This is a genomic window from Acidaminococcus sp. AM05-11 (genome assembly GCF_003472805.1).
GTDB lineage: Bacteria > Bacillota > Negativicutes > Acidaminococcales > Acidaminococcaceae > Acidaminococcus > Acidaminococcus hominis.
In genome coordinates, this window is sequence record NZ_QRMX01000001.1 from 103,910 (window position 1) to 125,999 (window position 22,090).

General features: G+C 55.7%; 17 protein-coding genes. 11 read left to right on the forward strand and 6 right to left on the reverse strand.

What is annotated here, in order from left to right:
* Positions 1-79 precede the first annotated feature (79 nt).
* Positions 80-4,360 (reverse strand): acyl-CoA dehydratase activase-related protein, encoded by a 4,281-nt coding sequence (locus tag DW089_RS00500; RefSeq protein ID WP_105326697.1) that lies wholly within the window; start codon positions 4,358-4,360, stop codon positions 80-82.
* Positions 4,361-4,813: 453 nt separating this feature from the next.
* Here DW089_RS00500 and DW089_RS00505 point away from each other — a divergent pair, with 453 nt between their 5' ends.
* Together DW089_RS00505 and DW089_RS00510 are read left to right on the forward strand one after the other, a co-directional pair.
* Complete coding sequence (locus DW089_RS00505; protein WP_105326698.1) at positions 4,814-6,445, forward strand: polysaccharide biosynthesis protein; 1,632 nt, start codon at positions 4,814-4,816, stop codon at positions 6,443-6,445.
* 315 nt (positions 6,446-6,760) lie between these two features.
* Entirely contained in the window at positions 6,761-7,729 is a 969-nt protein-coding gene (locus DW089_RS00510; RefSeq protein WP_118286645.1) for a M23 family metallopeptidase, read from the forward strand.
* A 368-nt stretch (positions 7,730-8,097) separates the two neighbouring features.
* On the opposite strand, the gene DW089_RS00515 is transcribed toward DW089_RS00510, so the two are convergent.
* From DW089_RS00515 to DW089_RS00525, 3 genes are read right to left on the reverse strand one after another with little or no spacing between them, the layout of a single operon-like run.
* On the reverse strand, positions 8,098-8,547 hold the full coding sequence (locus DW089_RS00515; protein ID WP_105326700.1) for a Fur family transcriptional regulator: 450 nt from the start codon (positions 8,545-8,547) through the stop codon (positions 8,098-8,100).
* Complete coding sequence (locus DW089_RS00520; protein ID WP_105326701.1) at positions 8,537-9,358, reverse strand: metal ABC transporter permease; 822 nt, start codon at positions 9,356-9,358, stop codon at positions 8,537-8,539. The genes DW089_RS00515 and DW089_RS00520 overlap by 11 nt, the downstream gene beginning before the upstream one ends.
* On the reverse strand, positions 9,351-10,019 hold the full coding sequence (locus DW089_RS00525) for a metal ABC transporter ATP-binding protein (protein ID WP_105326702.1): 669 nt from the start codon (positions 10,017-10,019) through the stop codon (positions 9,351-9,353). The genes DW089_RS00520 and DW089_RS00525 overlap by 8 nt, the downstream gene beginning before the upstream one ends.
* Before the next feature lie 187 nt (positions 10,020-10,206).
* Here DW089_RS00525 and DW089_RS00530 point away from each other — a divergent pair, with 187 nt between their 5' ends.
* From DW089_RS00530 to DW089_RS00555, 6 genes are all read left to right on the forward strand, one after another.
* Positions 10,207-11,112: a metal ABC transporter substrate-binding protein gene (locus DW089_RS00530; RefSeq protein WP_105326703.1), complete on the forward strand. Its 906-nt coding sequence runs from the start codon at positions 10,207-10,209 to the stop codon at positions 11,110-11,112.
* 107 nt (positions 11,113-11,219) lie between these two features.
* Entirely contained in the window at positions 11,220-12,416 is a 1,197-nt protein-coding gene (locus tag DW089_RS00535) for a Zn-dependent hydrolase (protein ID WP_105326704.1), read from the forward strand.
* 127 nt (positions 12,417-12,543) lie between these two features.
* Complete coding sequence (locus DW089_RS11405) at positions 12,544-13,332, forward strand: DUF6803 family protein (RefSeq protein WP_199614397.1); 789 nt, start codon at positions 12,544-12,546, stop codon at positions 13,330-13,332.
* Positions 13,333-13,722: 390 nt separating this feature from the next.
* Positions 13,723-14,463, forward strand: coding sequence for a response regulator transcription factor (locus DW089_RS00545; RefSeq protein WP_105326705.1), 741 nt, complete (start codon positions 13,723-13,725; stop codon positions 14,461-14,463).
* A complete protein-coding gene (locus DW089_RS00550; RefSeq protein WP_118286646.1) occupies positions 14,456-15,592 on the forward strand; it encodes a cell wall metabolism sensor histidine kinase WalK in 1,137 nt (378 codons plus the stop codon). Before DW089_RS00545 ends, DW089_RS00550 begins: the two co-directional genes overlap by 8 nt.
* A 10-nt stretch (positions 15,593-15,602) precedes the next feature.
* Complete coding sequence (locus DW089_RS00555) at positions 15,603-16,142, forward strand: nitroreductase family protein (RefSeq protein ID WP_105326707.1); 540 nt, start codon at positions 15,603-15,605, stop codon at positions 16,140-16,142.
* Between the two features lie 55 nt (positions 16,143-16,197).
* On the opposite strand, the gene DW089_RS00560 is transcribed toward DW089_RS00555, so the two are convergent.
* Entirely contained in the window at positions 16,198-16,536 is a 339-nt protein-coding gene (locus DW089_RS00560; RefSeq protein ID WP_105326708.1) for a helix-turn-helix domain-containing protein, read from the reverse strand.
* Between the two features lie 143 nt (positions 16,537-16,679).
* On the opposite strand from DW089_RS00560, the gene DW089_RS00565 reads away from it, so the two are divergent.
* The gene (locus DW089_RS00565) at positions 16,680-17,906 is read left to right on the forward strand and encodes an MFS transporter (RefSeq protein ID WP_158572288.1); all 1,227 of its coding nucleotides are present in this window, start codon (positions 16,680-16,682) and stop codon (positions 17,904-17,906) included.
* A gap of 45 nt (positions 17,907-17,951) precedes the next feature.
* Here the strand turns inward: DW089_RS00565 and DW089_RS00570 are convergent, their stop codons facing one another.
* Positions 17,952-18,902: a LysR family transcriptional regulator gene (locus tag DW089_RS00570; protein WP_105326710.1), complete on the reverse strand. Its 951-nt coding sequence runs from the start codon at positions 18,900-18,902 to the stop codon at positions 17,952-17,954.
* Positions 18,903-19,054: 152 nt separating this feature from the next.
* Between DW089_RS00570 and DW089_RS00575 the strand changes: the two genes are divergently transcribed.
* Together DW089_RS00575 and DW089_RS00580 are read left to right on the forward strand one after the other, a co-directional pair.
* Positions 19,055-21,004, forward strand: a complete 1,950-nt coding sequence (locus DW089_RS00575; RefSeq protein WP_105326711.1) for an aconitate hydratase — start codon at positions 19,055-19,057, stop codon at positions 21,002-21,004.
* 18 nt (positions 21,005-21,022) lie between these two features.
* Positions 21,023-22,087, forward strand: a complete 1,065-nt coding sequence (locus DW089_RS00580; RefSeq protein ID WP_105326712.1) for a lactonase family protein — start codon at positions 21,023-21,025, stop codon at positions 22,085-22,087.
* Positions 22,088-22,090 lie beyond the last annotated feature (3 nt).

Here is a 22,090-nt window from a genome sequence, read left to right on the forward strand (position 1 = left end):
AAATATGCATTTGCCATAGCTTAAAGCTATAACGAAAAGCAAAAGAAAGAGCGCAGGCACTTGGCCTTGCGCTCTTTTTTTACAGCATGATTTCCGGTTCCGGACCTTGGCCCAGGAGTCCGTCCTGCTGCTTTTCGCTGGCGGCAGGACGGGCTTGGGGTGCCCGGATATTTTCCACAAACAGCAGCAGCCGGTTGGTGACGTTTACGTCGCTGACGCCACTGTCAAAGTCCAGACTCAGCAGGTTCATCTGGGGGTACAGGGATTTGATTTTCTTTTCAATTCCCTTGGAAATGATATGGTTGGCAATGCAGCCGAAGGGCTGGAGGCTGATCACGTTTTCAATGCCGGATTTGGCAAAGTTGACGATTTCTGCCGGCAGCAGCCAGCCTTCCCCAAATTGGGCAGCCATGTTGATGATCTGTTTCCCGTCGTTGGCCAGCTCAAAGATATCTTCAATAGGGGTGAAGTACTGGAAGTTTTTGCCGATGTCGTTGAATTTCTTGATCTGCTTGGTAACCCACATATAGATGAAATCTACCAGGATGTTGGGTACCGGGTGCCGTTCCAGGCCGAACCGTTTGTTGGTGACCCGGTTTACAAAGGCCTGCATGAAGAACGGGGTCAGCAGCGGCGGCATCACTTCAATGGAGTGGTCCATGAGCCAGGTGGTGATGTTCTTATGGGCAAAGCTGTTGAATTTCAGGTAGATTTCACCCACAATGCCTACCTGGGGCAGGCGTACTTCCGGCTTGGCCAGGGCGTTGAATTCTTCGGCAGCTGCCTGAAGCAGCTTCAGCAGGCCGCTGGAGCTGTTGGCCTCGATTTCCTTCTTGGCCAAATCCAGGTACTTGTCACGCAGTTCCAGGGCCTTGCCCTTGACGGTTTCCCGCACTACGGAAGCGTTGAAGAACTTGGACAGGCAGTCGGAGAACAGCACGGTGGAAATGGTGATCTTGGCAATCTTCAGCCAGTTGACTTCAAAGCCCGGCTGGTCATTTTTGATATTCTTGCTGGTAGCCAGGGACAATACCGGGGTCTCGGTAAAGCCGGCAGAAATCAGGGCGTGCTTGATCAGGCCAAAGTAGTTGGAGGCCCGGCACTGGCCGCCGGTCTGGGTAATGGCAACCGCGGTGTGGGCGGGGTCGTACTTGCCGGACTGGAGGGCCCGGATAAAGTCGCCCACCACCAACGTGGCCGGATAGCAGACTTCGTTGTTGGCAAATTTCAGCCCCAGGTCCGCCGATTGGACGGTGCTTTCCGGCAGGGTTTCCACCTTGTAGCCCACCAGTTTCATCACGGACGGAATCAGGGGAGAAATAAACGGGGTAAAGAAGGGGGCCAGGATGGTGTAGTCCTTCATGGACTTTTCAAAGCGGGGGGTATCCACAAAAGGATCCGGTTCCTGCTTGGCATCCCGGTTGTAGCGGATGCTTTCCACCACGGACCGTACCCGCAGCTTCAGGGAGCCGATGTTGGAAACATCATCGATTTTCAGCAGGGTCAGGGCCTTGCCATGGCGCTGGAGGATTCCCCGGATTTCATCCTGGAGGAAGGCGTCCGGGCCGCAGCCAAAGGAGGTCATTTCCATAAAGTGGATGCTGTTGTCCTGCCGGGCCACCCAGTCCGCTGCCTTGGAAATTCGGTTGATGTAGGCCCATTGGCGCACCAGGTAGGAATCGTCAATGGTTACGCTGCTGTCATCCCGGAGCAGGTCTTCGTTGATGACGTTGATGCCCATGGCTGCAATGGACTCGCTGAGCTTGTGCTGGATCAGGGGATCCGTATGGTAAGGCCGGCCGGCCAAAAGAATGGTCAGCTGCTTGTTGTCCCGGCTCTTTTGGAGAATCTCCTGATTTTTGGCCTTGATGGCGTCGCTGTAGGCTTTTTGGGCAGCCACTGCGGCCTGGAAGGCCTTGTCCGCAGTAAACCGGTCGAAGCCAATGTAGCTGAGATATTCCCGAATCTGCTTTTTCAGGAGTTTTTCATCCTGGAAGTTGATGGGGGGAGAATCGATGGGAATCTGGGTATCGGCTACGCTTTTGATGACGTCGGAGTACCCGGAAACCACCGGGCAGTTGTAGCTGTTTAACTGGCGCTTGTCGTCCTGGTGTTCGTAGATGACGTAGGGCATGAAAATCCGGTTTACCCGTTTTTTCACCAGGTTGTTGATGTGCCCGTGGACCAGTTTGGCCGGGAAGCAGATGTTGTCCGACATGACATCGTGGATGCCGCCTTCATAGTTTTTGAAGGTGGAGGGGTCGGACAGCTGGACCTTCAGCCCGCAGCTTGTAAACAGGGCGTGCCAGAAGGGGTAGTCCTCGTAAATGTTCAGGCAGCGGGGAATGCCAATGGTGCGTTCCGCGTCTTCCTTTACCGGCCGGTCAAAGAGCAGCTTGTATTTGTATTCGTAGATGTTTTCCCCGGGTTTTACGTCTTCCCTGTTGTTGGTGAAGAATTTTTCGCATTTGTTTCCGGAGAAATAGGTGCTGCCGTTGGCAAAATTGTATTTTTTGATCAGGCAGTTGTTTTCGCAGCCGTGGCATTGGAGCTGGCTGTCGGTATAGGTGGCAATATGGAGCAGTTCGTCCAGGGTCACGGAACCTTCGGCCCGGCTTCTGGCAAACAGGGCGCAGCCGTAGGCTCCCATGATTTCAGGGATATTGCTCCGGTGCACGGTGGTATGGGTCAATAGTTCAAAGGCCCGGACCACAGCGTCGTTTTTCATGGTACCGCCCTGGAGCACGATTTCCTTCCCCAGGTCCAGGGTGTTTTGCAGCTTCAGTACCTTGTACAGGCAGTTTTTTACCACCGAGTAGGCAAGTCCCGCGGAAATATCCGGGGTGGTCAGGCCTTCCCTGAGACTCTGTTTTACCTTGGAGTTCATGAACACCGTGCAGCGGGTGCCCAGGTCGCAGGGCATTTTGGCTTCACAGGCCATTTTGGCAAAGTCGCTGACGGAATAGTTTAAGCCCTTGGCAAAGGTTTCCAGGAAGGTGCCGCAGCCGGCGGAACAGGATTCGTTCAGTTCCATCCGGTTCAGGACCCCATGGTCCACGAAAATGGCCTTCATATCCTGGCCGCCAATGTCCAGAATAAAGGAAACCTTATCGTTGATCTTCCGGGCTGCCAGATAGTGGGCAATGGTTTCAATGATGCCGGTTTTCAGGTCGAAAGCGGCTTTGATCAGGTCTTCCCCGTAGCCTGTTGAGCAGCTGCCCTTCACCAGGGGATTGGCCCCTACTTCCAGGCATTTGGCGTAGAACGCTTCCAGGCTCTTTTGCACGGCCCCCAGCGGGTTGCCGTTATTGGGAGTGTAATAGGTGAACAGAATCCGGTCCTGGGGGTCAGTGACCACCAGTTTGGTGGTGGTGGAGCCGGAGTCGATGCCCAGGTATACGTCCTGGGTATCCGCCGTTAAGGGCGTCAGCTGGATATAGTCCGCTTCCTTTTCCTTTTTCCACGCTGCGTATTCTTCCGGGGAATTAAAAATCGGCGGCAGCACATCCTCGGACCGGATGACGGTCTTGGGAGCCTGGGCAAACCGTTCTACCAGCTCATCAAAGCCGATAACTGGAGCGTCCTGGGCGCTGATGGCTGTGCCGTAGGCCGGAATCAGGTTGGCGTTTTCCGGCACAATGAAGTTCACATAGGGAATGCGCAGGCAGTCCATCAAGGCTTTGCGCAGGGCCGGCATAAAGGTCAGGGGGCCGCCGCAAAGCAGGATTTTGGGCTCAATGGTGCAGCCGTGGCTCAGGGTGGAAATGACCTGGACGGCTACAGCGTGGAAAATGGAAATGGCAATGTCTTCCCGGCTGACATTCTTGCTTAGGAGATTCTGGATGTCTGTTTTGGCAAACACACCGCAGCGAGAGGCAATGTAATGGACGTGCTGGGCCTTTTCTGCTAGGCCGTTGAGCTCTTCCACAGGAACCTTCAGCAAAACTGCCATTTGGTCCAGGAAAGCCCCTGTGCCCCCGGCACAGTTGCCGTTCATACGCAAATCGCAGCTTCCATCGGGTTTGATGTATACAATTTTTGCGTCTTCGCCGCCGATGTCGATCAGGGTGGCCACTTCGGGATATTTTTCCTTGACGAATTTGGTGGCCGCAATGACTTCCTGCTCAAAAGGAAGCTGGAATTTTTCTGCCAGGCCCATGCCGACAGAACCGGTAATTTTCAGCTTCAGGCGGGCAGCTCCGATTTGGGAGCGCAAGGATTGCAGTTCTTCCCGGAGAACGGCAGGCACATTGGCCTGGTGGCGTCTGTACCGGGTAAAAACGACTTCCTTATTTTGGTTCAGGACAACAATTTTCGCTGTCGTGGACCCGATGTCTAAACCTACATTATACGTACTCATGATGCACCTCTACTTAAAGTGTATATAATTATAGCACATTTAACTAAAAATACTAGATGGAACCCGTAGGGAAAGAGGTTATTTTTCACCCCATTTTGAGGGCTTTTGGAAAAGCTGCTGGCCCTTATTAGAAATGGCTTATAGCTAGGAAAAACGGGGATTTTCACGGTTTTTCAGGTTCCCGGGCGCTGCTCCTTGATGGGGTGCAGGAAAGCAGGTTGGAACAAGAATACGTGTACACTCCAAAAAGACAGAAGGCCGCTTTAATTGGTACGGACACATAAGGAAATCTTCAAATGTTACAAAAATGTTTACACTTATAAATGAACAATCTGGGAAAAAAGTGGAAAGCCTTTGTGGGATTTCCGGGATTTCTGCGCCAGACGGGCCAAAATATGATAAAATAAAACAATTGTGTTGAAATTGATTTTTTCTGGCAGAAGGGTGTGTGGCATGGAACAGGAAGTGCAAAAACCAGCAGGGAATAAAACAACAAAATTCCTCAAGGGAACCATGATTTTAACCATTTCCAGTATTGTGGTAAAGGTAATCGGGGCCCTGAACTGGGCCATTTTGTCCCGGGTTATGGGGGGCGAAGGAATCGGCATCTACCAGATGGGCTTCCCCATCTATCTGATGGCCATTACGGTTTCCTCCGCCGGTATTCCCGTGGCCATTTCCATTATTACCGCAGAAAAGGTGGCCCAGGATGATTATTTCGGAGCCCAGCGGGTGTTTCGGGTGTCCCTGCGGCTCCTGTTCTTTACGGGCCTGTTCTTCTCCCTGTGTTTGTGGGGCGGGGCAGGGTATCTGATTCAGTCCAAGATTATCGCCGATCCCCGGGCCTACTATTCCATCATTGCCCTGGCCCCGGCGGTATTCTTCGTCACCTTCCTGTCCAGTTTCCGGGGGTATTTCCAGGGGATGCAGATTATGATTCCTACCGCCTGTTCGGAAATTACGGAACAGACGGTGCGGGTATTTACCATGATCGCCTTTTCCTACCTGCTGCTGCCCAGAGGTCTGACCTATGCAGCGGCAGGGGCCAGTATGGGGGCTGGGGCCGGTGCTTTCTGCGGCCTGGTGGTACTGCAGATTTTCTACCTGCGGCTGAAGCATAAGCTGTTTCCCAAGGGCCTGACCGCTCCGGCCAAGCCGCCGGAATCCGCCTGGACCATCATCAAAAGACTGGTGACCCTGGCCCTGCCGGTGTCCATGTCCAGCCTGATGCTGCCGGTAGTTTCCAACCTGGATATGATGATTGTGCCCCGTCGGCTCATGGCCGGGGGCTGGACCCTGCCGGAAGCCACCACCCTGTTCGGGTATCTTACCGGGGTGGCGGTGCCCCTGGTCAATATGTCCACCATCTTGACCGCGGCCCTTTCCATCAGTCTGGTGCCTGCCATCAGCGAGTCCCGGATTTTAAATGATACCTCCGGCATCCGGGAAAAGGTCAGCACGGCCTTTTCCGTAGCTGCCGTCATTACCATTCCTTGCAGCATTGGGCTCCACGTGCTGGGAGGCCGGGTAGCTACCCTGATCTACAGCGCTCCCAACGCCGGGCCGGCCATTGAAACCATGAGCTGGGCCATTTTCCTTTTGGGCCTGCACCAGGTCAGTACGGGGATTTTGCAGGGCCTGGGCCGGACCAAGATTCCGGTGTTCAATATGATTATTGCCGCTGCGGCCAAGGTGTTCCTGAACTGGAACCTGACGGCCATTCCCTCCCTGGGGATTGTGGGTTCTTCCTGGGCTACGGTGGCGGATATTGGGATTGCTGCCCTGCTGAACCTGTTCTTCATCCAGAAGTACACGGGCTTCTCCCTGGAAGTGAAACAGCTGCTGAAAACCCTGGTGGCCGCTGTGGTCATGGGGGCCGCTGTAAAAGGCTTTCTGCTGCTGTTCCCGGGTACCCGGTTCCTGAGCATTATTGGGGCCATGGTGGTAGCCATTCCGGTGTATGCCCTGCTCCTGCTGCTGCTGAAGACCATGCCGGAAGACGAACTGGCACAGATTCCCTTTGTGGGCCGGCGGATGGTGCTGCTGGGCCGGAAACTGGGACTATTAAAACCCCAGGAAAAATAAAAAATAAATGTGTGCTGCTTCCTCAACCAAAACGGCTGGGGAAGTATTTTTTTGACTGATGAGTCTTTTGAAAAGCCCTGTATTTATGCCGCTTTACGGAAGTAAAATGTGATATTTTTGGAGCAATCCTTGCAAAGTAGGAGGATTCCTAGTACAATAGCTATCAGTATAAGGATTCTTATTTGGCAGGACAGGCAAAGCTTCCTGCCAGGCCAAAACCACAAAAACCATTTGGGGGTGTGAGCTGCTCACAGCCCCTTTCTTGTTGGCAGTCCCGGCGGCAGCGCCCTGGGACAGGTAAAGGAGTTTGAAGGTATGGAGCAAAGCAAAAGCAAAGAAAAACTGGCAAAGCTGGGCAGCTACTTTTCCGGCCTGTTGCCCAAGGGCCATTTCCTGGGCGCCGGCCTTTCTTTGGAATGGAAAGATGAAAACGGGGAAGTCCGGGAATTCCACGGGGGCACCAAGCTGATTTTCGGCTTTGCCGGGGTTTTCCTGGTCTGCCTGATGGGGCTGGCGGTCTGCGGCGGCCTTTTGGTCCGGGCCTGGGATGAACAGCTGGAGCTGGCCAACTACCGGGCGGACTACGGGGTCTACACGGAACGGATGGCTAAGCTCATGGACAACAACGAAAAACTCCAGAAGGAACTGGGCCAGGTGGTCCAGCTGGAGGACGCGGTCCGGAAGAAACTGGCCCAGGACGGGGTCAAGATTGGCGAAGAAACCGTGGACCAAAAATCCAAGGAGCTGGATAACGGCGGCCAGGGTGGTTCCACCACGGCCGACCAGCTTTCCGTGCTGGAGGTCCAGGATGAAATCAACCGGAAGCGGCTGGGCTACAAGAAGGAAAACCTCACCAATATGCTGCTGGCCCTGTCCTACTCCGGGGACGGCACCTACGGGTGGCCCCTCAGCGGCGGGGAAATCAGCTCCTTTTACGGGATGCGGGCCGATCCCTTTGGGAAAGGTAGCGACTACCATCCGGGCATCGATATTGCCGCGGACTACGGCACGCCGGTGCGGGCTTCGGCCACCGGCGTGGTCCAGGAAGCCCAGTGGAACGGCGGATACGGACGGTTTGTCAGCATTGATCACGGCAATGGCATGCTGACCTGCTACGGCCATATGAGCGCCATTGCCGTAACCCCGGGACAGCATGTGAAGCGGGGGGACGTCATCGGCTACGTGGGCAGCAGCGGCTACAGCACCGGGCCCCATCTGCACTTTGAAATGCGGCAGAACGGGAATACGGTGAACCCGTTAAACTACGCCCGGCCGGTACGCTAAGACAAAATAAAACGACTGGGGCTGTGAAATAATGAAACTTCTATCGTCGCCTGCGGCGACACTTCCTACACGCTTGCAGGAAGCATTCTATGACGCTACTGGTCAAGTAATAGACTAGGGTAGTGCCAGGCATTTACGAACTATGCTGCTTTGCTATATCCGTTTTGCACATGACTCGTATAGGCCTAAGACTGGCCCCTGCAAGCGTGTAGGGGCTGTCAGTCCGCAGGACTGACTGAGGAAGTTTATTAGATACGGCTATAACGGACAACAAAAATGGCTTGAGAACTCTTTTGAGCTCGCAAGCCATTTTTTCTTTCAGGGGTAGGTATTATTTCACACCCCCCGCCGTTTTTTTGTTTGGGACGCTATTCCTTTTCCCGTTTGGCCTGGCAGTCGGCACAGTAGCCGTACAGTTCCAGGTAGTGGCCCACAATTTCAAAGTGGGTTTTCCGGGCCAGGTCTTCCTCAAAGCCGTGGAGGGGACAGCCGTCAATGTCCACCACCTTGTGGCAGCCCAGGCAGATCAGGTGATGGGTGTGGCTCAGGGTGTACAGCAGGAAGCCGTATTTCCGGGAGCCCGGCAGCAGCATCTTTTCCGTAAGCTTTTTCTCGGTGAACATTTCCAAAATCCGGTATACGGTGGAAAAATTCAGATGGGCTCCTTCCTGGAGCAGTTTTTCATAGATTTCGTCGGCAGAGAGAACTTCCCGCTGGCGGAGCATCATTTGAAGCACCTGGTTCCGGGCTTTGGTGCTTTTGAGCCCTACCCGGCGGATCATCTCCTCACTGGTCAGCGGTTCTGTACTATTCAGCATGGGCACCTCCTTGCTGGAGCTTTTGGGACAGCTCCTTATAGAAAATCACCAGCATCAGGAGCACCACGGACACAATGGCGGTAATGCCCCCCGGGGCGGCTCCCAGCCAATAGGAAGCAAACAGCCCGGACAAGATGTCGATGAAGCTGAACACCACCGACAAGAACAGGGTTTGGCGGAACCCCTTCTGCAGCTGGAGGGCGGTGGCCACCGGCAGGGCAATCAGGGAACTGATGACCAGGATCCCCACAATCCGGATGGATACGGAAATGGTGGCTGCCACCAGGATGGAAAAAATATAATTGATGGCCCGGGCCTTGACGCCGGCAATCCGGGCACCGTCCTCGTCAAAGGACAGCATGACCAGTTGGGGAAAGAGTCCCAGGATGGTCAAAAGGGAAATGATGGTCAGCACCAGTACCGTCAGCACTTCTTTCTGGGAAACGGTCAGGATGCTGCCAAACAGGAAAGAATCTACATTGGCGTGGACCAGGCCGGAGCTGATAATGGTAATGGCGATGCCCACGGACAGGGACAGGACAATCACCAGGGTCAGTTCCGCATAGCGCCGGAATTTCTCCCGGAGGACTTCAATGAGCAGCCCGAAAAAGGAGGTCAGGCAGAAGGCACTGAGGATGGGGTTCCAGTCCAGCAGAAGCCCCGTGGCCACCCCGGCCAGGGAAGCGTGGCTCAGGGCGTCGCCAATCATGGAGTAGCGGCGCAGCACCAGGAACATCCCAATCAGGGGACAGATCAGGGAAATCAGCACGCTGATCATAAAGGCATTGCGCATAAAGGCGTATTCAAACATGACGGTTCCCTCCGTTCTCTGCTAGATATTCCTGGATATATTCCTGAGGCGTGCAGAAATGGCCCTGGGACTGGACCACGTGGAAGAAGGTGGAGGCATGGGAAGCGGCGTAGCGCAGGTTGTGCTCCACCGTGACAATGGTGATGCCCTGGGCATTTAACTGCTGAATCAAAGGGTACAGGTCGTCCTGGCTCTTGAGGTCCATGCCGGTAGAAGGTTCATCAAAAATCATCAGGTCCGGCTTGCCCAAAAGGGCCCGGGCAATCATCACCTTCTGGTACTGGCCGCCGGACAGGGCGCCAATCAGGTGTTCCTGCAGCTCCGTAATATGCATCTGGTCCAGCACCCGGTCCACCACTTTTTTGTCCTTGATATGGAGAATCTGCCGGGTATAGTCCAGCACTTCCCGGACAGTAATGGGGAACTGCTTGTTTACCATATCCGTGGGCTGGGGCACGTAGGCCGGCCGCCGGAAGGTGGAACGGATGGTGCCGGAGCTGGGGGAGAGCAGCCCCAGCATCAATTTGATCAGGGTGCTTTTGCCGCTGCCGTTTTCTCCCACAATGGCGATATAATCCCCGTCCTGAATGGTCATGGACAGGTCTTTCAATAAATAGGGACCTTGCTCGTAGGCAAAGTAGATATGACTTAAAGCTAACATGGGGTTAAATCCTTTCCCAAAATATTCTCTGGCAAATCTCTGGGATTTCCAGATGACAATAGTTTATTATAGAAGTGTTCACATAGAAATGCAAGGCATTTGCATTTATTGACGTTAGGCCAGCGGCGTGGTATGATAGGGAACGCGAGAAGATGCAAATCATTTGCAAGAAGTGGAGGAAGCAAGGATGAAAAAAGGATTGGCTCTGGTGCTGAGCCTGTGTTTATTGGTGCTGGGGGCCGGCTGCGGCAGTTCCAGTACCCCAGAAAAGAAAAGCGGCAAGCTGCCGGTTTCGGTGAGCTTTTATGCCATGAAGGAACTGGTCCAGGCTGTGGGCGGGGATAAGGTGGAAATTACCACCATCATTCCGGACGGCACGGAACCCCACGATTTTCAGCCCACGCCCAAGGATATGACCCGGCTGCATGAAGCCAAGGTTTTTGTAAAGCAGGGCCTGGGCATGGAGCCCTGGGCGGACGATATGGTGAAGGCTGCGGACAATCCCAAACTGCTGGTGGTGGAAGCGGCCAAGAATGTAACCCCCATCAAAAATACCGATGAGGATGAAATCAAGGAGCATGGCCAGTACGATCCCCATGCCTGGCTGTCCCTGGCCTGTGCCCGCAACGAGGTGGACCAGATTGTGGAGGGCCTCTCCAAGGCGGATCCGGCCAATGGGGATTACTACAAAAAGAACGGGGAAGCCTACGAAAAGAAGCTCCAGGACCTGGAAAATACCTATAAGGGAAAATTCCAAAACCTGCCCCGGAAAGAATTCGTTACCGGCCATGCGGCCTTTGCCTACCTGTGCCGGGATTTTGGCCTGACCCAGAACAGTGTGGAATCCGTCTTTGCTTCCGGCGAGCCCAATGCTAAGCAGATGGCCCAGCTGGTGAGCTACTGCAAAGAACATCGGGTAACCACCATCTTTACGGAAGCGGCCATCAGCCCCAAGACCAGCGAAGCCCTGGCCAAGGAAGTGGGAGCCAAGGTGGTGCCCATCCACACCCTGGAGGGCAGTGAAGGCAGTGACAAAGGGTATTTGGCCCTGATGGAAGAAAACCTGAAAGCCATTTACGCCAGCCTGCAATAAAGCAGAACCTCGGGAGTGCGGCTTGCCGCCTCCCTTTTTTTATGGAAAAAACCTGTTTTTTTCAGGCAGTTTGGGTATAATGGGATGATACGGAAGGGGGACTGGCAATGGAACGCATCAGCCGAATTTTACAGGAAATTGCCCATTATGGGAAAAATCAGGACGGGTCCTATACCCGTCTGGGCTATAGCCCGGAATTTAGAGAGAGCCGGAACGCGGCCCAAAAACTCATGGAAAGCTATGGAATGGAAACCAGTACGGATGCAGCTGGCAATGTGAGAGGCATTCTTTGGGGTACGGACAAAGCGGCAAAACATATTCTCATGGGGTCCCACCTGGATACGGTGCCTTCCGGAGGCCTTTTTGACGGCGCCTACGGGGTAGCCGCAGCCCTGGGAGCGGTGGAACGGCTGCAGCAGGAGGGCCGGAAGCTGCGTCATACCGTAGAGGTGTACGGCTTTAACGCCGAAGAAGGGGGCCCCTTGGGCGGTACCTTCGGCAGCCGGGCCCTGGCGGGCCTGGTGGATCCCCAGCAGTTCCACCTGGCAGAGGCCCTGGCAGCCTATGGCCACACCGTGGAGGAAATTCTCGCCTGTGCCCGGGATTTTTCAGATGTACTGTGTTATCTGGAAACCCATGTGGAGCAGGGCGGCGTGCTGGAACAACAGGGGATTCCTATTGGAGTGGTCAGCGGCATTGCCGGCATTGGCCGCTACCAGGTAACAGCCCTGGGCCAGAGCAACCACGGGGGCACCACCCCCATGCGCCTGCGCCGGGACGCCATGGTGGCCATGGCTATGCTGATTGTGTATGCCGATGCCCAGTGCCGGGAAATTGACCCCGCCCTGGTCTTCACCCCGGGAAAAGTGACGGTGTATCCGGGCGCGGCCAATGTGGTGCCGGGAAAAGTGGTGGCGTCCTTTGAAATGCGCCATGTGGAGAAAGCCAGGACCGATGAACTGCTGCGCCGCATTGAGGCAAAAGCCAAAGAGATTCCAGATGCTGACTTTACCATTGAAAAAGTCATCTACAAGAGCAGCGCCCACTGTGCTCCAGCCTTGCAGGACATGATCCGGCAGGCAGCGGCCGAGGCAGGCGCTGCAGCCATGACCCTGCCCAGCGGAGCCGGCCACGATGCGGATTCCCTGGACCACCGGGTGCCCATTGGGATGATTTTTGTGCCCAGCCATTTGGGCATCAGCCACAGCGGAGATGAATGGACGGAGCCCCAGGCTGTGGAGCAGGGCGGGGATATCCTGTATCGGACCCTGCTGAAGGTGGACGCAGCTGGTCTGGCGGAATAAAATCTTCATAATTTCTTGATATTTTGTGCCCCAGTTCTGCATATTCCTTTCGTATACTACAGGCAACAAATGGAGTGAAGCTGGCAGTGAATTTTGGAAGCTGCTGGCAGCGAAAGGAGAATGCATGATGGTAATGACAAATTATATGGATCTTTTGGCTATGCACCAGCCCTGGAATCTGATCCTCTTTATGGTGCTGCCGGTGGTGCTGGCAGAATCCCTGGTGGCCACAGAATTTTATGTGACCTACTACCGGAAGGAAGGGGCGGGGAACTGGAAAAAATGGAACCACCGGCTGGGCATTGCTGCCGGGGGCTATTTCCTCCTGGTTTTCCTCTACCTGATGACCAATGTGGTACCGGGACTCAGCTGGAAGGGCTGGACGGATGAACTGGCCATTTGGGCCTACCTGCTGGGGATTGTTCCCCTGGGGGCCATTGCCCTGATGGAACTGGGGATTATCGGCAAACACGCTACGGAACACCAGCGGACCATGCGGCATTTTGGCCTTCTGATTGGCTTTTTGGTGGTCAGCCACGTGGCCATGGTCTTTGGCATGGTGGACCCGACCCTGAGCGGCTGGCGGCCCGCAGGAGCGCCTATGCAAAAAGGCATGGACCACAGCGCCATGCCGGGCATGCAGCAGTCGGCAGTTCCCCAAAAAGGAAACCGGGTTTTGGCCGCTGCCTACAGCGCCCAGGGCAAAACCGCCTACGCTGCCCAGAACCTGGATAACAGCGGTGCCAATAACAACAATGGCAATTGGCAGGGTGGTCCCTGCTGGGGCTACAACCAGAACGGCCGGGGAAATGCCAATCCCGGAAACGGCCAAAACTGGACGCCTCCCTGCTGGGGCGGCAATGGCAATGCCAATCAGGACAACCGGAGCGTGACGGCTTCCGGCTACAACTTCTAATACGAAAAAGGGACTGTGAAAAAATGGCTTGCGAATTCAAACTAGTTCGCAAGCTATTTTTAACGTTCGTTATAGCCGTATCTGCACCTCAAAACTTCCTCAGTCAGCCCTACGTGCTGACAGCCCCTTCACGCTTGAAGGGGCCGGTCTTAGGCCCATACTGGTCATGTGCAAAACGGGTTTTGAGATAAAATTTAGGTACGTAAATACCTGCACCACCCTTCTTTGTCACTTGACAAGTAGAGGCCTGGTACGCTTCCTGCAAGCGTGTAGGAAGTGTCGCCGAAGGCGACGATAGAAGTTTCATTTTTTCACAGTCCCTTTTTGTACAGGGAGCCTGACGCTTTTTGGCAAAACAAGGTATAATAAAAAACAAAAGGAGGTGGCCGGATGGACACCTATACGGTACTTGCCGTGGATGATGATGCCAAGCTTCTGGAACTGGTGACCAATTATCTGCGGAAGGAAAATTTTGTGGTTGTTACGGCTAGAGACGGGGAGGCGGCCCTGCAGGTTTTCCGGGAAAAGCAGCCCCAGCTGGTGCTTTTGGACCTGATGCTGCCCAAATTGGATGGCCGGGATGTGTGCCGGCAGATCCGGCAGGAAAGCACGGTGCCTATTATTATGCTTACCGCCCGGGATGCGGAATTTGACCGGCTGATGGGCTTGGAACTGGGGGCTGACGACTATATCACCAAACCGTTCAGCCTCCGGGAACTGACGGCCCGGGTCCGGGCCCTGCTGCGGCGCACCTACGGCGCCTATGTGGAGAAAAAAGCCCAGGAGCCTGAGGTGCTGGAAGCCGGTGGGCTGAAACTGGACCTGAAGGAGCATCTGCTCTGGCGGCAAAAGGAGGGCAGCCCCCAGACAGCGCCGGAGTGGGAAGAAATCGAGCTGACGCCCATTGAATTCAGCCTGTTGGAGGTGTTTTTAAAGAATCCCCGGCAAGTCTTCAACCGGCTGCAGCTGCTGGAGAATACCCACGGCTTTGCCTTTGAAGGCTACGAGCGGACCATTGATGCCCACATCCGGAACCTGCGCCGGAAAATCGAGCCGGATACCCGGCATCCCCGGTATATCCTTACGGTGTACGGCATTGGCTATAAATTTGGAGGGGACTCCCATGCCTAAATTTCACAGCATTCGGGATAAGCTCATGGTCAGTACCTTTCTGCTGATCCTGCTCTGCGGCCTGGTGGTCATCTACCTGTGCGGCCGGCAGATGGAAGACCTGTTCCTGCGCTATTTGAGCATGCCCGGCACGATGCACGGCGGTATGATGCACGGCGGCATGATGGGCGGCGGTATGGGGATGATGGGCCCTTCGGAACTGGCCTTTATGGAATCCTACCACCAGTCCCTTTGGTGGGTGGGGCTGTTTTTTGCTTTTCTGGGCCTGGTGGTCAGCTATTTTCTGGCTGGCTCCATTACCAGGCCCCTGCGGCAGCTCTGCCAGGCTACGGAAAAAATCCGCCAGGGCAAGCTGAAGCAGGAAGTGCCGGTGACCACCTGTGATGAGGTGGGGCAGCTGACCACCCTGTTCAACAAAATGTCCGAGGAACTGGCGGAGAACGAACAAAACCGGCGGGAATTTTTGGCCAACATTGCCCATGAGCTGCGGACGCCTTTGGCCGTACTCCAGGGGCAGCTGGAAAGTCTGCTGGACGGCGTGGAACCGCCGGCCCCGGAAAAACTCTTTTCCATGGAGGAAGAAGTCATGCGGCTGACCCGGCTGGTGGCGGACCTCAGGGACTTGTCCCTGGCGGAGGTGCACCAGCTGGAGCTGCACAAAAAGCCGGTGGATCTCAACGGCCTGCTTCAGCGGGCTGCAGCCATGCTGACGCCCCTTTTGGAGGAAAAGCATCTCCAGTTCCAGGTGGACCTGGCAGAGCAGCTGCCCCTTTTGGAACTGGACCCGGACCGGCTGAACCAGGTGGTGTACAATCTGGTGGTGAACGCCATCCGTTATACGGACCCGGGAACGGTGATTACCCTGACCAGCCGGGTGCAAAACGGGCAGGTGCAGCTTTTGGTGGCGGACCAAGGACCGGGCATTGCTCCGGAAGACCTGCCCCATATTTTTGAGCATTTTTACCGGGGGGACAAATCCCGGAACCGGGGGACCGGAGGCAGCGGCATAGGCCTGTCCCTGGCCAAAAGTTTCGTGGAAAATCAGGGAGGCACCTTGACTGTAGCTAACACCCAGCCCAAAGGTGCTGTTTTTCAGGTGACTTTCCCTATAGAGAAGCAGAAAAAATAGGAGGCGCAGTATGGAACTAGAACAATTGCTTTTGGCCCGGCGGAGCGTCCGGCATTTTACAGCAGAACCGGTGGACCCTGCTGACCTGAAAAAAATTTTGGCGGCAGGGCTGTCGGTGCCCAGCAGCAAAAACCTCCACAGCAGCGAGCTGGTGGTGGTTACGGACCCGGAGCAGGTCCACGCCCTAGCGGACTGTAAGCCCCAGTTTGGCCAAATGCTCCGGGAAGCGGCCTGTGCGGTGGTGGTACTGGGCGCCACTTCTTCCCATGCCTGGGTGGAGGATGCCTCCCTGACCCTTTTGGCCATGCTGCTCCAGGCAACAGAGTTGGGCCTGGGCAGCTGCTGGGTTCAGGTGCGCCATATGCACGCAGCAGCCCTGGGAGCGGACGGGAAACCTCTCACGTCTTCGGATTACCTCAGAGAAAAACTGGGCATTCCGGAAGGGTATGAAGTGGAAGCCATTTTGGCCCTGGGCCATGCTGCCCATCCCCTGCGGCCCCATACGTTGCAGGAATTGGACTGGAAAAAGGTCCATCAGGAGCGGTTCTAAAGCAAAATCCCGTCCTTCCCAGTAAGGGAAAGACGGGATTTTTCAATTGGCGCTTTTAGAAGGTTCCCTGCATATAGGTTTCCCCCCAGTGGCAGATGGCCATAATCACCGGCCGCAGGGTTTCTCCCCGTTCCGTCAGGGAGTACTCGGTTTTGGGAGGAACCACCGGGTAGACTTCCCGGTGCAGCAGGCCGTCCGCCTCCAGTTCCCGGAGCTGCTGGGTCAGCATTTTGGCCGTAGCCTGGGGAATGTAGGCCTGGAGCTGGTGGAAACGGAGTACGGAATCCGTCATGATATGGTAAAGGATGATGGCCTTGTATTTGCCCCCAATTTGGCTAAGGGCAGCTTCCACTGGGCAGTGGAAGGGCTTTTCCTGGGGATCGTGTGGTTTCATAATGCCTCCTTGGTTTCTGAAAGGTAGCAAATACCTTTTTGGGCAGTATTTGCAGAATAAAAGACCTATGGTAATATTACCATAAGATGTCAATGGGTTCCCAGAGCGCCGGGAGAGGCTCTGGACCAGGGGAGGGGAAAGTTATGGAAAAAAACAGCGGGGGTTGGGGAAACTATTTGCTGCCCATTGTGGCCGCCTGTCTGCTTTACGCCCTGAGCGGCGGTATCCGGGCGGTGTATGGGATTATGATCCGTCCGCTGACGGTATTGTCCGGAATTTCTTATGCGGACGCAGCTTTTGCTTTTGGCATTGCCCAGCTGCTGTACGGGCTGACCCAGCCCCTGTGGGGCGCCCTGGCCCTGCGCCGGGGGAGCCGGCCGGTGCTTTTGGCAGGGGCGGTGCTGATGGCCGCCGGCTTATTTTTGACGCCGCTGGCCCGGAGCACCGGGGAGCTGACCCTGTATTTGGGGATTATCCTGGCTTCCGGGACGGGCGCCCTGTGCTTTGGCCTGATTATGGGCACCCTGTCGCCCCTTTTGGGACCCCAGCGGGCCTCCGCCGTGTCCGGCATCCTGAATGCCGCTTCCGGCATTGGCAGCGCCTTTTTGTCCCCGGCCCTTCAGGGCATGAATGCGGCCTGGGGAATTGGCACCAGCCTCAGGGTGCTGGGCGGGGCCCTGGCCTGTATGGTGCTGGTAATCCTGTGGCTGTGCAGCCTGAAGCAAGCGGGAAAGCCCAGCAGCCAGGCTGCTGAAGAAGCGTCCCAGGAGGCCATCGGCAGTGTTCTTCGCCGGGCCTGGGGCACCTGGGCCTATAAGGCCCTCCTGATTGGGTTCAGCACCTGCGGGTTCCATATGGTCATTATCCAGACCCACCTGGTGCCCCAAATGGAATCCCTGGGGGTGCCGGGCAGTACGGCAGCCATGCTGTACACCGGCTTTGGGCTCACCACCCTTCTGGGGTCCATTCTGTCCGGCTTTTTCTGCCTGCGCTTTCCCCAACCCCGGGTGTTGGGGACTTTGTACGGGCTCCGGGTGGTGACGGTGGTGCTGTTCATGTTCCTGCTGCCCCAAAATACCCTGTGCCTGGGTCTGTTCACCCTGCTTTTGGGTTTTACCGGAGATGCTACGGTGACCCCTACCTCGGAAATCATCAGCCGGCGGTTTGGCCCGGCTTCCATGGGTTTCCTTTTTGGGCTGACCTTTGTGTGTCACCAGATTGGGGGTTTTGTCAGTTCCTGGCTGGGGGGTATCCTGTTTACCCAGACCGGCAGCTACCAGACCATCTGGCTGGCGGATGCGGTGCTGTGCGCCATCGCTTCCCTGGCCAGCTATTCCATTTCCCGGAGGGTTCCTGCTTTAGAAAAATAAAACAGAAAGCCATGACGTTCCCTTTTGGGAGTGCCATGGCTTTTCTTACGTTTGGGGCAGGGCCTTGTCCGCTTTTTGGCCCGTTTGTTCCGGCCGGCCCTGGATGGCTTCCACCAGAAGGGGCACCAGGGAACGCAGGGGACTGTTTTCCTCATAGGCCAGGCCGATGGAACGATGGTTGTACCGGCTGCGGAAAGAGAAAAAGCGGACGTGGTTGGTTTTGGGGTTGTAGTTTTGGGCCAGAACCCCGGGCAGGAAGCCCACCCCGTAATTATGGTTTACCAGGGAATACACCGTATCCAGGTTTTCCGAGGAATAGACGGATTGGGGCATGAAGCCAAAGTGCCGGCAGATTTTCAGGGCAGCCTTGTGCATCTTGAGCCCTTCCTTGGGCAGCACAAAAGGAAAATGCTGGTAGGCCAACAGGTCGATTTTCCCGTCCTTCAGGGCGGTGGGAAGCAGGTCCAGGGCTTCCTTGTTTTCTTCGCTGAAGGCAAAGAGAATTTCTTCTTCTCCCAGGCTCACAAAGGAAACTTCCTTGTGGGTTACAGGAGCCGGGAAAATCCCAAAGTCCAGTTTGCCCTGGAGCATCTGGCTTTCCAGAAAATGGGATTCCCCGTCCACAATCTGGATGTGGTAGGCGGGCAGGCATTTCCGGATGCTTTGGAGGAAGGGGGTCAGGAACCACTTCCCGTAGAACTGGGATACGCCGATGCTGAGCTGCTTCTTTTCATCGTTGCACCAGTGGCGCATGGCCTGCTCCAGCCCCTGCATCTGCTTTAGGATTTCCTGGCCCTGCTGGATATAATACTGGCCGGCAGGGGTCAGTTCCACGTGGGTCCGGGTCCGGTAGAACAGGGCCACGTTCAGGCTTTTTTCCAGCCTTTTGATATATTGGCTCAGGGCCGGCTGGCTGATGAACAGCAGCTGGGCAGCCTGGGAAAAGCTTTTGGTTTTGGCCACGGCGGCCACGTACTCCAAATCACGGCTATCCATAGGTACCTCCTCTTTGGCTTATAACTTTGTATTATAGACTGATTATAATATAGTATTATACAACCCTTGGGGAAAATAGTAAAGTGTAGGCAAGAAAAGTGAGAATTGCGTGATAGTTTGCATAACGCAATGGGGGTAAAGGAGAGAGTATCATGGCTTTAAATTTGACGCAAAAATTATTGCAGGCCCATCTGGCCAAACCGGCGGAACTGGTGCCGGGTAATGAAATCGAACTGACGGTGGATCAGACCCTGACCCACGATATCAATGCGGTCATGTCCTACCTGGCCTTTGAGGCCCTGGACCTGGACCGGATCCGCACCAAGCTGTCCGTCAGCTACATTGACCACAATCTGCTGCAGATCGACAACAAGACCCCGGACGACCATATCTACCTGCAATCCATCGCCCAGCGTTACGGCCTGGTGCTGTCCAAGGCCGGCAACGGCATCTGCCATACCCTGCAATACAGCCGTTTTGGCAAGCCGGGAGCCATGCTCCTGGGAGGCGACAGCCATACGCCCAGCTGCGGCGCCCTGGGTATGCTGGCCATTGGGGTAGGGGGCATGGATATTGCTGTAGCCCTGGCAGGTTTCCCCTACGTGCTGAAAATGCCGAAAATCGTCAAGGTGAACCTGAAGGGTCATCTCCAACCCGGTTCTGCGGCCAAGGATATCATTCTGGAAATGCTGCGCCGCTGCACCGTGAAGGGCGGGGTTGGCAAAATTTATGAATACGTAGGAGAAGGGGCCAAAACCCTGTCCATTCCGGAACGGGTGACCATCACCAATATGGGGGCCGAACTGGGTGCTACCACTTCCGTCTTCCCGGCGGATGAACAGGTGCACCGCTTCCTGAAGGCCCAGGGCCGGGAACAGGATTACACCCCTTGGGAACCGGATGAAGGCTGTTCCTACGATGAAGAAATGGAAATCGACCTGGATACCCTGGAACCCCTGGTGGCTTGTCCCCATATGCCGGACAATGTGATGAAAGTGGCGGACGTGCCCAAGGTGCCGGTACAGCAGGTGTTCATCGGCAGCTGCACCAACGGTTCCTACAGCGACTTCAAGAAAGTGGCGCTGGTACTCAAGGACCACAAAATCTGCCCCACGGTGAGCCTGGTGCTGGGCATCAGCTCCCGGCAGATCTACCTGCGGCTGATGCAGGACGGCGTCCTGGCAGAGCTGCTCAATGCCGGCTGCCGGCTGACGGAACTGGCCTGCGGACCCTGCTGCGGCATCGGCATTGCGCCCCCCAGCAAAGGCATTGCAGTCCGGACCTCCAACCGGAACTTCAAGGGCCGGAGCAGCACGGCGGATGCCAGCCTGTACCTGGTAAGCCCTGAAGTGGCTGCAGCTACGGCCATTAAAGGGGAACTGGCCCTGCCCCAGGACGTGATGGACGATGTATCCGTACTGGCCCAGGTTCAGGAACCGGACAGCTATCCCATCAACGACAACCTGTTCCTGCTGCCGCCGGAAGATGGCAGCAAGGTGGAAATCGTCCGGGGCCCCAACATCAAACCCCTGCCGGTAGCCGAACCGCCGGAAGAAACCCTGGAAGCCAAGGTCAGCCTGAAAGCCCGGGACAATGTGTCCACCGACGATATTACCCCGGCCAGCGCCCAATTTTCTTCCATGCGGTCCAATATGCCGGCCATGGCCCAATATGCGTTCTGCCGCTACGACCCTGACTTTTCCAAACGGGCCCAGGCAGACGGCAAGAGCTTTATTGTAGGCGGGGAAAACTACGGCCAAGGTTCCTCCCGGGAACACGCCGCCATTACCCCCATGTACCTGGGCGTCAAAATGGTGATTGCCAAGAGCTTTGCCCGGATCCATAAGCAGAACCTGATCAACCATGGGGTTACCCCGGTGGTCTTTGTGGACCCGGCGGCCTACGACGGCATTGACCTGGACGACACCTTCCATATCGACAACCTGCGGGAGCAGATGAAACAGAAATTGATTACCGTAAAAAATATCACCAATGGCACCCAATTCCAGGTTCGTCTGGAAGTGTCCGACCAGGAAGTAGAAATCCTGCTGGCCGGCGGCAAACTGCGCTTCTACAAAGCCAAGCTCCACGGCCACGCCTAAGCTAAAGGGGAAGAAATCATGGAAAATAAAAAAGTAACTTACGCCTATATTGGCTGCCGCACTACGGAAAAGAGAAATGCCCGGGGTAAGGGCATCTCCTGTTATACCATTGACGAACGGGGAGTCTGGAAGCTTAAAAATATTACCAAAACCATGGATAACCCGTCCTATCTGGCCTTTGACCGGACGGAACAGTTCCTGTACACCGTCCACGGGGATTTTCACGAAGTCAGCGCTTTCCGCATTGAGGAAAACGGCAATCTGACCTTCCTCCAGACCCTGCACGGCATCGGCCAGAACCCGGTGCATCTGGTGCCCTCCCTGGACAACCGGTTCCTGTTTGTAGCCTCCCTCCAGGGCGGCTGCGTGGCTTCCCTGCCCCGGCGGGAAGACGGTACCCTGGGTGACCCGGTTTGGGTGGAACACCTGGAAGGCTGCGTGGAAGGGGGCGTTTCCCACGCCCACCAGTGCCTTCTGGACCATACGGGGAACTTCCTCTTGGTGCCCACCCAGGGCCGGAAAGTGGGCTACGAACGGGTTTGGGTGCTGAAGGTGGACCAGGCTACGGGAAAACTGTCCCGGGCCAGCTGGGTGGAAGCCCGGACCTACGCAGAACCCCGGCATATTGCCCTGACTGAGGACAACAAGCGGGCCTATCTGGTCAACGAAAAGGGCAACGCCGTTACCTTCTACGACTTTGACGATGCAGCCGGCGTCCTGACGCCTCGGCAGATCAAAACCACTCTGCCGGATACGTATACCGGCCAGGGCCAGGCCAGCGCTGTGCTGGTGTACCCGGAAGGCCCCTTTGTGTACGCCTCCAACCGGATCCACGAAAGCCTGGCTTCCTACCGGGTGGATGAAGCTACGGGCTATCTGCACCCTACGGGCTTTGTGTCTTGTCAGGGCCTGACGCCCCGCTTTATGACCTTCAGCCCGGATAACCGGCAGCTGGTGGTGGCCAATGAAGACAGCGATACGCTGAAATTCTTCGCCATCGACCCGGATACGGGACTATTGGACTATACCGGGGTTACCGTACCCACGGAAAGCCCCACCTGTGTCATTTTCTGTTCCCGGTAAGGA

What these genes read in the sequence shown, in the direction of transcription:
- DW089_RS00500 (WP_105326697.1), bottom strand. Translation starts at nt 4,360, where the DNA reads ATGAGTACGTATAATGTAGGTTTAGACATCGGGTCCACGACAGCGAAA.
- DW089_RS00505 (WP_105326698.1), top strand. Translation starts at nt 4,814, where the DNA reads ATGGAACAGGAAGTGCAAAAACCAGCAGGGAATAAAACAACAAAATTC.
- DW089_RS00510 (WP_118286645.1), top strand. Translation starts at nt 6,761, where the DNA reads ATGGAGCAAAGCAAAAGCAAAGAAAAACTGGCAAAGCTGGGCAGCTAC.
- DW089_RS00515 (WP_105326700.1), bottom strand. Translation starts at nt 8,547, where the DNA reads ATGCTGAATAGTACAGAACCGCTGACCAGTGAGGAGATGATCCGCCGG.
- DW089_RS00520 (WP_105326701.1), bottom strand. Translation starts at nt 9,358, where the DNA reads ATGTTTGAATACGCCTTTATGCGCAATGCCTTTATGATCAGCGTGCTG.
- DW089_RS00525 (WP_105326702.1), bottom strand. Translation starts at nt 10,019, where the DNA reads ATGTTAGCTTTAAGTCATATCTACTTTGCCTACGAGCAAGGTCCCTAT.
- DW089_RS00530 (WP_105326703.1), top strand. Translation starts at nt 10,207, where the DNA reads ATGAAAAAAGGATTGGCTCTGGTGCTGAGCCTGTGTTTATTGGTGCTG.
- DW089_RS00535 (WP_105326704.1), top strand. Translation starts at nt 11,220, where the DNA reads ATGGAACGCATCAGCCGAATTTTACAGGAAATTGCCCATTATGGGAAA.
- DW089_RS11405 (WP_199614397.1), top strand. Translation starts at nt 12,544, where the DNA reads ATGGTAATGACAAATTATATGGATCTTTTGGCTATGCACCAGCCCTGG.
- DW089_RS00545 (WP_105326705.1), top strand. Translation starts at nt 13,723, where the DNA reads ATGGACACCTATACGGTACTTGCCGTGGATGATGATGCCAAGCTTCTG.
- DW089_RS00550 (WP_118286646.1), top strand. Translation starts at nt 14,456, where the DNA reads ATGCCTAAATTTCACAGCATTCGGGATAAGCTCATGGTCAGTACCTTT.
- DW089_RS00555 (WP_105326707.1), top strand. Translation starts at nt 15,603, where the DNA reads ATGGAACTAGAACAATTGCTTTTGGCCCGGCGGAGCGTCCGGCATTTT.
- DW089_RS00560 (WP_105326708.1), bottom strand. Translation starts at nt 16,536, where the DNA reads ATGAAACCACACGATCCCCAGGAAAAGCCCTTCCACTGCCCAGTGGAA.
- DW089_RS00565 (WP_158572288.1), top strand. Translation starts at nt 16,680, where the DNA reads ATGGAAAAAAACAGCGGGGGTTGGGGAAACTATTTGCTGCCCATTGTG.
- DW089_RS00570 (WP_105326710.1), bottom strand. Translation starts at nt 18,902, where the DNA reads ATGGATAGCCGTGATTTGGAGTACGTGGCCGCCGTGGCCAAAACCAAA.
- DW089_RS00575 (WP_105326711.1), top strand. Translation starts at nt 19,055, where the DNA reads ATGGCTTTAAATTTGACGCAAAAATTATTGCAGGCCCATCTGGCCAAA.
- DW089_RS00580 (WP_105326712.1), top strand. Translation starts at nt 21,023, where the DNA reads ATGGAAAATAAAAAAGTAACTTACGCCTATATTGGCTGCCGCACTACG.